The sequence below is a fragment of the Nocardia coubleae NBRC 108252 genome (genome assembly GCF_001612805.1).
GTDB classification, from domain to species: domain Bacteria; phylum Actinomycetota; class Actinomycetes; order Mycobacteriales; family Mycobacteriaceae; genus Nocardia; species Nocardia coubleae.
The window spans coordinates 465,764-476,833 of sequence record NZ_BDBD01000019.1; the positions used below are offsets into that span (position 1 = coordinate 465,764).

Genomic DNA, 11,070 nt, shown 5'->3' on the forward strand with positions numbered 1-11,070 from the left:
TCCACGTCAGCGCCAGACCTGGGTGGCTACGCGGGTGAAGTCCGCGAAGAAGGCGCCGGGCGGCTCGAGGTTTGTCGGGTTCCCCGACCGGCTATATCGTGCTGCGAGACGTCGGACGGGGAGGGGAAATGGCCGGATACTTCCAGGTGCATATCGACGTGCACGCGAGCACGGTGCAGTCACTGAAGAGCTCCGAACAAGTACTCGGTGATGCACTGAAAGCATTGCAGAGCCAGGGCGACGGCGATATCGGCACCACCGGCCTGAACGACGCCGCCGCGAATCTTCAGCGCAGCTGGGAATTCGGCATCGAACGAAACATCGAGGCCGCGATCACCACGGCGAGCCTCGAATTCGTAGCCTCCTCGACGACCCCGAGTCTCGACCTGTGAACCGGCCACCCGCCGTGGACGTTCCACCGCCGCCCGGACCGGCTCGGAAGTTTCCACCGACCAGGCGAGGGTTGCGCCACAACTGGTGGATTCGGTGGCCGTTGCTACTCACCGCACTGGCCAGCGGACCACTGACCGTCGTATTGATCAACGAAGGTATGGATGCGGCGGCCTTGGTCGGGCAGTACTTCATCATCGGGACGATGTTCGGTGGGTGCTTCGTGTGGATCAATCGACGCCGCCGCAAGGCCCTGCGGCACCCGTGGACTGTGTGGCGGATCCGGTACCTGTCCGGTACCCGCTACGAGTGGGTGGACCTGCTCGGCCCGCACGGCGAAACAGTGAGCACCCTCCTGCTCAGCACGTGGGCGTGGGATCGGGGCAAACTGGTCAACCACGGCACTAGCGAGATCTGGTTCGCCGGTGATCCGGCCAAGTATGGAGTCGTGTCCCGTCCGGGCGGACGAGATATGCGCTACGCGTATGTATCCCGCATCTACAAGCCCCCACGCTTGACCTTTCGTGAACCCGCTACACCGCCCGTCCCTGGCGGGGGTCGACACTCCACAGACTGACCGCGGACTCCGCACGACTCGGCGGACGTGGTGGTGGGTTGTGTTCGAGCGTTCGGCGCCCGGGTCGCCACGCTCGGCGACGATGCCGGTCAGCGCCAGACCTGGGTGGCTACGCGGGTGAAGTTGCCGCTGAAGAGGGCGGCGCGTTCGGTGGGGGTGAAGCCACGGTCGGTGAGGAGGTCGTCGAGGCTGGGGATGCCGGGGGTTTCGCCGAGGAGGTCTTCGGGTGGGGTCCACTGCAAGGGGCCCCAGGCGGTGTAGTCCGCGGAGAAGGCGGCGGGGTTCTCGTGAATCTCGGCGTTGAACTGGTCGCCGTCGAAGGAGTAGTCGGAGCCGATGCCGATGTGATCGATGCCGACCAGGTCGACGCCGTAGCGGATGTGGTCTGCCATGGCGGCGAGGCGTTCGGCCCGCGCTTCGGGGGCGTTCTCACCGAGGAAGATGCCGACACCGTTGATGCCGATCACCCCGCCCGTCGCGGCACAGGCGCGCGCCTGGTCGGCGGTGATATTGCGCGGATGTGCCCACAGGGCGGCGAAATTGGAGTGGGAGTAGATCATGGGGGCGGCGGTGTGGGTGGCCAGGTCGAGGCCGGTGCGGCGGGAGCAGTGCGAGCCGTCGACGAACATGCCGACCTCGTTGAGCTTGCGCACCAGGTCTTTTCCGTACGCGGTGAGGCCGGTGTCGACAGTGTCGAGGCAGCCGCAGCCTGCCGCGTTGGCGTGGTTGTAGGTGGGCAGCAGGGAGCGCACGCCGAGTTCGTAGAAGAGCGCGACGTTGTCGAGGTCACCGTCGAGCGGTGCGGAATCCTCCAGGTCGAAGGCCAGTGAAATCACCTCGGGGGCACCGATATCACTCACCCGATCGACCAGCCGGAACCGTGGGTCGGCGGCGGCCTGCTCACGGAACAACCGCAGCAGGGCGAGCGAGTCGGCCTTGGTCTCCCCCGAGTACCCGACATTCACCGACAGATACGACCCGAGCGGGTAGCGCGCCAGATCCGCGACCCGCGCCGTCGGCAACAACGGCAGACAGCAATGCTGCTCCCAGAGCATGGACACACCTCCCCATCGTTATCCGTGACCTGCGATCCTACGTTTCGCAACGCTATCGGCACCGGACCGACGCTAACGCGATGTCTGATTCGTCCGATTAATCAATACTGCGTCCCCCTGCCCGAAGGCGGTGCGACATGCGTCGCTTCCTCGTCCTGCTCGCTTGTCTCGCGGCGGCTGTCGGCCTGTCGACACTGCCCGCCGCGGCGACCCCCTCCTACTGCGGACTCGCGTGGGGCTCGCTGGACAAGTCGAGTCCGAACTACTCGTCGGGTGTCGTGCGCGATGTGCGCGCGGGCCGACACGATTGCTACGACCGTCTCGTTATCGACCTCAGCGGACCGCAGGCCGGTTACCGGGTGGGCTACGTCGGCACCGTCACCCAGGACGGCTCCGGGGCGGGCGTCCCGCTGCGCGGCGGTGCGTTCCTACAGGTCACCGTGCTGGCACCCGCACACGACGACGCGGGCGCGAGCACCTACCTGCCGGGTAGCCGCAGCGACCTGGTGAACGTGAACGGCTACCAGACCTTCCGTCAGGTCGCCTGGGCCGGCTCGTTCGAGGGCCAGACCACCCTCGGGCTCGGCGTGCGCGCCCGGCTGCCGTTCCGGGTGTTCACCCTCGAAGGTCCGGCACGCGTGGTGATAGACGTCGCGCACTATTGGTGAGTCACGTCGGCAACAATGTGGGGATGAGCGGCGTTGAGCAGAATGTGACCGATCCCTACCTCTGGCTCGAAGACGTGACCGCCGAACCGGCGCTGGACTGGGCCCGTGCCCGCAACGAGGTGGTCGCGGACCGATTCGCGAACACCGAACGGTTCGCCGACCTCGAGCAGCGCATCCTCGCGATGCTCGACGACGACACCAAGATCGCCTATCCCGCGCGGCGCGGACCGTGGCTGTACAACTTCTGGCGCGACGCCGAGCATCCGCGCGGGCTGTGGCGGCGGACGACGTTCGAGTCGTATGCCACCGAGAATCCCGAGTGGGATGTGCTGATCGATGTCGACGCGCTCGCCGAGGCCGATGGGGAGAACTGGGTGTGGGGTGGGGCCGCGGTGCTTCGGCCGTCGCAGGAACGCGCCATCATCCACCTGTCGCGGGGTGGTGCCGATGCCACGGTCGAACGCGAATTCGACATGACCACACGAGAATTCGTCGCCCCCGAGGACGGCGGGTTCTTCCTGCCCGAGGCCAAGTCACGGGTCGGCTGGATCGACGCCGACACCGTATACGTGGGGACGGATTTCGGACCGGGGTCACTCACCGATTCGGGCTACCCCCGCGTCGCGAAGCGCTGGCGGCGTGGCACCGAACTAGCCGCCGCCGAAACGGTTTTCGAGGGCAAGCCGAGTGATGTGTCGATCGGCGCCGGATACGACAGGCACCCCGGTTACGAACGGCACTATCTGCATCGATCGACGGACTTCTTCAATTCCGAGGTCTCCCTGCTCATCGACGGCGAATGGCGGCTGGTGGAAACGCCGACCGACGCCGACGTCGACTGGTACCGCGACTGGCTGCTGGTGCGGTTGAAGACCGAGTGGGCCCCCGCCGACACCACCTTCCCGGCGGGCAGCTTGCTGGTCACCGATATCAATGACTTCCTCGCGGGTGAAAGGCAATTCGAGGTACTGTTCGCCCCCGATCCGCACACCTCGCTGGAATCGTGGGGGTGGACCGAGAACCACCTGATCCTCACCACCCTGCGCGATGTGCAGACCGGCCTGCGCGTCCTCACCCCCGGCCCCGACGGGTGGGCGAGCGCGGACCTCTCCGACACCCCCGCGATGTCGAGCACGTCGGTGAGCAATCTCGACCCACTCGAGGGCGGCGACGAATTCATGCTCACCACAACCGGTTTCACCACACCCACCACCCTGCTGAGCACCGCTGTCGGCGAGACGACCACCCTGCTGAAGCAAGCCCCTACCTACTTCGACGCCACCGGCATCGAGGCGGAGCAGTTCTTCGCCACCTCCGATGACGGAACAGCCGTGCCCTACTTCGTGATCCGCCACCGCGACCGCAGGGGCACGCCCGGCCCGACCATCATGGACGGCTACGGCGGATTCGAAATCTCGCGGACCCCGGCGTATCTGGGCGCGGCCGGAATGGGCTGGCTGGAGCAGGGCGGCACCTTCGTGATGGCCAATATCCGCGGCGGCGGCGAGTACGGGCCCGAATGGCACACGGCCGCACTGAAAGAGCACCGGGACCGTGCCTTCGAGGACTTCGCCGCAGTCGCCCGGGACCTGGTTGACCGCGGGATCACCACCCCGGACCGGCTCGGCGCCAAGGGCGGCAGCAACGGCGGTCTGCTGATGGGCGTGATGCTCACCCGCTACCCGGAGCTGTTCGGCGCCATCGTGTGCCAGGTGCCACTGCTGGACATGAAGCGCTACCACCTGCTGCTGGCAGGCGCCTCCTGGATCGCGGAGTACGGCGACCCGGACAAGCCCGAGGAGTGGGCGTTCATCAGTGAGTACTCGCCGTATCAGAACACCGACCCCGGCAAGCAGTACCCGCCGATCCTGCTCGCCACCTCCACCCGCGACGACCGGGTCCACCCTGGTCACGCGCGAAAGATGGCCGCACTGCTGGAATCCCAGGACCGCACCGTCTGGTACTACGAGAACATCGAGGGCGGGCACGGTGGCGCGGCCGACAACAAGCAGTCGGCGTACCTGTCGGCGCTGGTGTACGAGTTCTTCACGCAGATGCTGATGGAGGGTCGCGGGCGCTAGATAGGTACTATGGTTGTCGTAGGTTCGAGCGGAAGGAGTGCATCGTGGCCGATGCCGATGGTCATCCCGATATCGAGGAGTTCGACCTGTCGACCGTGCTCGCCGCTCTCGCCGACGACAACCGGCGCAGCGTGATCGCCCAGCTCTACGCCGAGCCCGAGGGCGCCGAACAGTTCTGCAGCGTGTTCGGGATGCCCTGGGCGCCGTCCACCCGCACCCATCATTTCCGGGTGCTGCGCAAGGCCGGGCTGATCTGGCAGCGCGATGTGGGCAACGGCCGGATGACGAAGCTGCGGCGCGACGACATGGAAACCGCGTTTCCGGGTCTGCTCGCCGCGATCCTCGCAGCCGACCGCGTCCGCCATCCGGCCGCCCCGGCTACCAGCTGACCGGCAGCGACACCGGCCGGTGCACGAGAACCCCTGTCTCCCAGACTATCTCGTGTTCCGACACGGCCAGCCGGAGAGTGGGGAACTCGGTGACGAGCCGCCGGATCACCTCGACGATCTCCATCCGGGCCAGTGCCGCACCCATGCAGTGATGCATGCCGTACCCGAATTGCAGGTGCCGCTTCCCGTCGCGGCCGAGGTCGAGCACCGACGGGTCCGGGTACACGTCGGGGTCGCGGTTGGCCGAGTGTGCGTCGGCGTACACGATGTCCCCGGGGTGCAGCACGCCCTGTGACAGCGTGATCTCCCTGGTGGTGACCCGGGGGAAGGTGGAGATGCGCCCCAGTGGCAGCAGTCGCAGGAATTCCTCGATCGCCGTGGGGATGGTGTCGGGGTTGCGCACCAGGTGGTCCCACAGTTCGGGCCGGGCCAGGGCCACGTAGGCGATCTTGGTGATGACGGACAGGATGTTCTGATCGCCGCCGACGATCGAGCCGAGCAGGATCGCCGCGTACTCGGCGTCGGTGACCGGGGGTGAGACCGAGTCGCGGGCGTCGAGCAGGTCGAGGATGAGGCCCGGTTCGAGGTCGCGGCGCCGGGCGACCAAATCTTCGATGTAGTGGTAGAGGGTCCAGAAGTCGGCGAGCAGGGCGGGCACGTCGGTGTCGTGGGCCAGCTGCATCTGCCGCGAGAGGTGCCGGAAGTAGGCGATGTCGGTGGTCGGGATGCCGAGGTAGTCCACGTTCACGCCGATGGTCACCGGGTCGAGCAGCGTCTGCACGAGATCGGCCGTGCCACCGGCATTCCGGGCCCGCAATTCCGCGACGGTTCCGTCGAGGACACGCTGCACAGCGGGTGCGCGGCGGGCGATCGTCGCGGCACTGTAGGCCGAGGCGACGAAACCCTTGAGCCTGCCGTGCCCGGGGTGATCGAGGTTGAGCAGCATCTCCGTCGGCATGATCGTCGGCAGGAAGGTCGGCCCGTCCTCGACGTTGGTCTCCGCGCGGGCGAAGCTGAGGTCGGTGAGCACCGCGTGCACGTCGCGGTAGCTGGTCAGGTGGACGACAGTGTGGCCGCTGGGCAGCACGACCTGCGGTAACCCGCCGCGCGAGCGCTCGGCCACCGGCTCGATCATGGTCGGTGGACTGATGTTCGCGATGCCGTCGAGATCGATCCGGACGGCGTCGATGGCGTGTGTCATGAGGTGACTCCTTCCGGGCGCGCCTGTCGGCGGACCACGATGATGGCGAGGGTGAGGGCGACGAGCAGAGCGATGAGCACGCCGACGGTGGTGGTGAACGCGGTGCGGTAGACGTCGGGGTGACCGAACTGGCCCGCGGCGGTGTCGTGCGCGGCGGCTCCGCTGAGCTGCCTGCCGACCACCGCGGACAGCACGATCGCGTAGCCCGCGACGAACACGGCCTCGCTCCCGATGCGGAAGAAGTTCAGGACACCGGCCGCCGTCCCACCGCGTTCGGGGGGAACGACCGACAGCGCGTGCCCGTCGACGAGACCGATGGGCAGCCCGAAACCGAGGCCGAGCAGCACCATCGGGACGACGATCCACAGCACCGAGCGGCCCTCGTCCAACGCGAGCACGCCGATATTGCCGAGAATCAGCGCCGCGAGGCTGAGGTAGACGACCCGGCCGATGGTGAGGGCGGGGAACCGGGTGACCAGATGACCGATGGCCACCGGCGCGATGAACACGGGAATGGTCATCGCGAGCATCAGCAGCCCGGACGTCCCGGGCGAGAGGTCGGTGATGCCGCTCAGCGCCGAGGGCAGGTAGGTGAGCAGGGTGACGAAACCGATCGACCCGGCCACCGGAACCAGGCACATCGCCAGGAATTCGCGGTTGCGCAGGAGTCCGAGGTCCAGGATCGGGCCGTGTTCGGCGGTGCCGGGTTCGGCGGCGGGTAGCAGGCGCGTCCCGAGGCCCGCGGCCGCGAGGATCACCGCGTGCACCACGAACACTCCGCGCCAATCGACCACCGCGATGAGCAGGCCGGAGATGGTGGGCCCGAGGGCGAGGCCGAGCCCGTTGACCGTCCCGAAGATGGCGAACGCCTTTGTGCGGCGCGCACCTTCGTAAGCACTGGACAGCAGTGCGGTGGAGCCGGTGAGGATGGCCGCCGCACCGACGCCGGCGATCACCCGGGCGAGGTCGAGCACGATCAGCGCGGGCGCGACGACGCTGCCGACACTGCCGACGACCACCAGCGCGGTGCCGATGCCGAAGGTGCGGCGGTGCCCGATTCGGTCGCTGACCGCACCCCACAGCAGGGTGGTGAGCGCGAAGGCGATGTTGAACCCGTTGACAACCCATTGCAGCGCAGTGGGATTCGAGCCGAGATCACGGGAGATGAGCGGTAGCGCGATGGCGGTGCCCGCGATCGCCATCGGGGTGACGAACTGCGCGGCCAGGACCACGGGCAGCGTGGCGGAACTGGGTGGAGCTTGGGTTTCGGTTGCGGTCGACATGGATCTCCCTCGGTGGGCTCCGGTACGCGAATTAGGTACTACCCGATCGGTAGGTACGATGATATTAGTAGCTACGACAGTTCTCGTACAACCGGAAGTCGCGGACGCGGCTTACCCGCCCCAGGAGCAGCCGATGAGCACCGAACCGCACGCGATCGAGACCGATGTCCTGGTGGTCGGCGGCGGTCCGGTGGGCATGCTCGTCGCCGCGGAGCTGGCATTGCAGCAGGTCGACGTGGTTGTCGTGGAGTCGCGCACGGAGCTCGACCTGCGTCCGCGCGCCGGGACCGTGCACGCCCGCACACTGTCGCTGCTGGCCCGGCGCGGGTACATCCCGTCGGTCCCGCCCGAGGCCATCGCCCGGAATCCGGTCGGCGTGCATCGCAGCCCCTTCCAGTTCGCGGCGCAACCGGTGCTCACGCTCAGCGCGCCGAGCGTGGAGCCCGCGCCGATCGCGGGAATCCCGCAGGCCCGGCTTGAGGCGGCGTTCGAGGATCGAGCGCTGTCGCTGGGCGCCCGAATCCTGCGGGGGCACAGCGTTATCCGGTTGGATGCCGGAGACCATGCGGTCACGGCTCAGGTCGCCGCACATCTCGGCGAACGAGCGGCAGCCGCGGGCGGCAGCGCCCGGACCACGACCGAAAGCAACGCGCGGCGTGATGTGCACGAGGGCAGCGCCGGGGACGTCGGGATGCGGATTCGGGCGAAGTACGTGGTGGGAGCGGACGGCGCACGCAGTCTTGTCGCACGCACGGGGAACTTCCCCGCCGAGGTGTACCCGGCGACGATGAATGCCATTGCCGGACTCGCGGTTTCGGATGCGCCCGGCGAGATCCCGCCGGGCTGGAACTCGACACCGACCGGCTGGACCATGCACAACCCGAACCCCGGCGGCCAGGCGCGCATCATCGCGATGGACTTCAGCGGTCCCCTCGAGCACCGCCCCGAACCGACCGAAGCCGAGTACCGGGAACGCCTCGCCTACGTGCTGGGTGCAGAGCCCGCGCTGAGCCGGGTCAGCCACCTCACCCGGTTCAGCGACCACGGCCGCTACCGCACCAGCATGTGGGACGGGCGGTTGCTGCTGGCAGGCGACGCCGCCCACAGCCACTATCCGCTCGGCGGACAAGGACTCAACTCCGGGATGCAGGACGCCTTCGCCCTCGGCTGGCGGCTCGCCCGCGTCCTCACCGGACGCGAGCGACCCACCGTCCTGGCCGACTACTCCCGCGAACGCGTCGCCCACGCCGCCGCGATCGTCGGCAACACCGTGCTGCAATCCCGGATGATGGATCCCGCGAACCCGCAAGTCCGCGACGCCGTGCTGGCCATGCTCGCCGTGCCCGCTGTGCACGACGGGATCGCCCACCTCATCAGCGGCCAGTTCCAGCCCGGATTCCAGCACGACCTCGTCCTCACCGAAAACGACGGGCGGGTGAGCACTCTCGCGGAACTGCTGCAGGCAGGCCGGTTCGTCGCGATCCGGCCCGACGAACACACCCCCATCCCCGATGCGCCCGACGATGCACTGGTCATCACCACCAAGGTGACTCCGGATCAACCTTGGACCTCGGCGGTGATCCGACCCGACGGCTACCTCGCGGCCGCCCTGTGAGCGGCGCGTCGGGGCGCAGCCGACCGGTCCGAACGCGCCATGTGTGTCATCCCGCCGGAACAACCCCCCACCTGGGCCGATAGCGTCTTTGTCGCTCACGCGCACGATCGGATCGAGGGCCGAGGTGGTGGCGGTCCGGCGGGGTTGCGGTGGCATCATCGGAACTCGCGTAAGGCCGTACGCACGTCGGCGATGGCTTGGTCGGCGTCGCGGTACTGCACAGCGGTCCACCCGGCTTCCCTTGCCGCCGCGCAGTTTTCGGCGAGGTCGTCGACGAGCAGGCTGTCCTGCGGCGAGACACCGGCGGTCTCCGCGGCGAGGGCGAAGATCTCAGGGTCGGGTTTGCGGAAGCCGACCTTGCACGAATCGATCAGGACGCTGAGGTGGTCGTCGAGGTCGATCATGGTGCGCCAGTAGGGCTCCCATTCGACGACGTTGTTGCTCAGCACGCCGACGCGGACTCCGTCGCCCGCCAGCTCGATGGCGAAATCGCGGACGGCGTGGTTCACCTCGTGCCCGGCGAACCACTGCCTGCCGAAATCCGGTTCACTGCGCGACAAGTCGAGCTCGGGTGCCTTGGCCCGGAGCACCGCGTGCAGCTTCGCCACCCAGGTGCGTTCGTCGAGCAGGGCCAGTTCGATCGGGGCAAGGGGTGCCAGCCCGTACTGGGCGCCCACCTCGGCGATCGCGTATTTGAACAGGTCGACGGGGATGCCCGCCACCTGTTCGTAGCGCTGGAACAGCTCGTCGAGCGGTGGGGAGAGCACGCCGCCGAAATCGAACCAGACGAACGGCGCGCTCACTGGACCATCGTCCTGATGTCGGCGGGACGGAACCGCAGTTCCACGTCACCGGCGGCGATCACATCGGCGCCCTGGGTGAGGCTGACGCGGGCGCGGGCGCCGTCGGTGTCACCGGTGACGGTGGCGCGGGCGATCGTATCCCGTTCGAATTCCCCGAATTTGGTGAATTCGATGCCGAGCCGGTGCATCACCATGCGGCTGGTGTCCAGGCCGAGAACGGCGTTGGCGGCCGCCATCGCCACTTGCCGGGCCGCCTCGAACTGCAGCATGCCGGGCACATGGTCGAGGGCGTGGTCGAACAGCGACGGATGGTCGGTGTCGATGATGGTGAGCGCGGTCAGCTCTTCCCCGGTGAGCACCGGGTTGGCGAGGATGGCGTTGCGCGGGTTGTGCCTGCCCACCGAGCCCGGGCGCATCCGGGCGACCGGCGGCTGGGGCGGAATGCTCGGCGCGGCGGGCAGGCCGAGCGATTCGCGCCCACGCACGCGGATCCGGTTCCACACCGGCGCGGGCATCCACTGGTAGACCATGATCTCCCTGGCCGCCTCGTGGCCCTCGATCTCGGCGACCATTTCCAGGGTGAGCCCGATGACCTGGTCGTCGCGTCGTTTGTCGGCGATCACGCGCGCCTCGATGACGCAGTGTCCGGGGCACTGGCCGATGCGCAGGGTGTCGGCGTCGGAGATGGTGAAATCGGCGGACCCGAAGATGAATTTCTCCGAGCGGGCGACGCCGATGAACGAATGCGCGTAATAGATGGCGACCTGCCGGAACACCTCGATCAGCAGCAGCGGGTCATAGGTGGTGGCGGTGCCGCGATGATCGCTGAAATAGGAATGGTTGCGCGGTAGCTGGGCGGCGAATATCGCGCCGTCCGGGGTGGGTTGGGCGTCGGTGAGGAATACCTCGGCGATGGATTCGCGGTGCACGAGTCCGCGCGGGATATTGCGGTCGAAGGTGAGGGTGGGGGTGGCGACGGTCATGATCGAGCCTTCCGGGAGGAGGATG

Annotated in this window: 11 protein-coding genes; 6 read left to right on the forward strand and 5 right to left on the reverse strand. The window is 67.8% G+C overall.

What is annotated here, in order from left to right:
* Nucleotides 1-128: 128 nt before the first annotated feature.
* Both NCO8_RS21890 and NCO8_RS21895 read left to right on the forward strand, forming a co-directional pair.
* A complete protein-coding gene (locus tag NCO8_RS21890) occupies nucleotides 129-392 on the forward strand; it encodes a hypothetical protein (protein ID WP_067641989.1) in 264 nt (87 codons plus the stop codon).
* Nucleotides 393-463: 71 nt separating this feature from the next.
* Entirely contained in the window at nucleotides 464-967 is a 504-nt protein-coding gene (locus NCO8_RS21895; protein ID WP_067641990.1) for a hypothetical protein, read from the forward strand.
* Nucleotides 968-1,056: 89 nt separating this feature from the next.
* On the opposite strand, the gene NCO8_RS21900 is transcribed toward NCO8_RS21895, so the two are convergent.
* Nucleotides 1,057-2,022 (reverse strand): dipeptidase, encoded by a 966-nt coding sequence (locus NCO8_RS21900; protein ID WP_084457359.1) that lies wholly within the window; start codon nucleotides 2,020-2,022, stop codon nucleotides 1,057-1,059.
* 137 nt (nucleotides 2,023-2,159) lie between these two features.
* Here NCO8_RS21900 and NCO8_RS21905 point away from each other — a divergent pair, with 137 nt between their 5' ends.
* The 3 genes from NCO8_RS21905 to NCO8_RS21915 are packed head-to-tail and all read left to right on the forward strand — an operon-like array spanning nucleotide 2,160 to nucleotide 5,160.
* Entirely contained in the window at nucleotides 2,160-2,690 is a 531-nt protein-coding gene (locus tag NCO8_RS21905) for an AMIN-like domain-containing (lipo)protein (protein WP_067641992.1), read from the forward strand.
* 23 nt (nucleotides 2,691-2,713) lie between these two features.
* A complete protein-coding gene (locus NCO8_RS21910; protein WP_067641993.1) occupies nucleotides 2,714-4,771 on the forward strand; it encodes a prolyl oligopeptidase family serine peptidase in 2,058 nt (685 codons plus the stop codon).
* Nucleotides 4,772-4,815: 44 nt separating this feature from the next.
* A complete protein-coding gene (locus NCO8_RS21915) occupies nucleotides 4,816-5,160 on the forward strand; it encodes an ArsR/SmtB family transcription factor (RefSeq protein ID WP_067641994.1) in 345 nt (114 codons plus the stop codon).
* Here NCO8_RS21915 and NCO8_RS21920 read toward each other — a convergent pair.
* Together NCO8_RS21920 and NCO8_RS21925 are read right to left on the reverse strand one after the other, a co-directional pair.
* Nucleotides 5,150-6,361 (reverse strand): cytochrome P450, encoded by a 1,212-nt coding sequence (locus NCO8_RS21920; protein ID WP_067641995.1) that lies wholly within the window; start codon nucleotides 6,359-6,361, stop codon nucleotides 5,150-5,152. The two genes, NCO8_RS21915 and NCO8_RS21920, sit on opposite strands and share 11 nt — an antisense overlap.
* Nucleotides 6,358-7,644: an MFS transporter gene (locus NCO8_RS21925; protein WP_067641996.1), complete on the reverse strand. Its 1,287-nt coding sequence runs from the start codon at nucleotides 7,642-7,644 to the stop codon at nucleotides 6,358-6,360. The genes NCO8_RS21920 and NCO8_RS21925 overlap by 4 nt, the downstream gene beginning before the upstream one ends.
* A 133-nt stretch (nucleotides 7,645-7,777) precedes the next feature.
* On the opposite strand from NCO8_RS21925, the gene NCO8_RS21930 reads away from it, so the two are divergent.
* On the forward strand, nucleotides 7,778-9,259 hold the full coding sequence (locus NCO8_RS21930) for an FAD-dependent monooxygenase (protein WP_067641997.1): 1,482 nt from the start codon (nucleotides 7,778-7,780) through the stop codon (nucleotides 9,257-9,259).
* Between the two features lie 155 nt (nucleotides 9,260-9,414).
* Here the strand turns inward: NCO8_RS21930 and NCO8_RS21935 are convergent, their stop codons facing one another.
* Both NCO8_RS21935 and NCO8_RS21940 read right to left on the reverse strand, forming a co-directional pair.
* On the reverse strand, nucleotides 9,415-10,062 hold the full coding sequence (locus NCO8_RS21935; protein WP_067641998.1) for an HAD family hydrolase: 648 nt from the start codon (nucleotides 10,060-10,062) through the stop codon (nucleotides 9,415-9,417).
* Nucleotides 10,059-11,045, reverse strand: a complete 987-nt coding sequence (locus NCO8_RS21940) for an AfsA-related hotdog domain-containing protein (RefSeq protein WP_067641999.1) — start codon at nucleotides 11,043-11,045, stop codon at nucleotides 10,059-10,061. The genes NCO8_RS21935 and NCO8_RS21940 overlap by 4 nt, the downstream gene beginning before the upstream one ends.
* Between the last annotated feature and the right edge of the window lie 25 nt (nucleotides 11,046-11,070).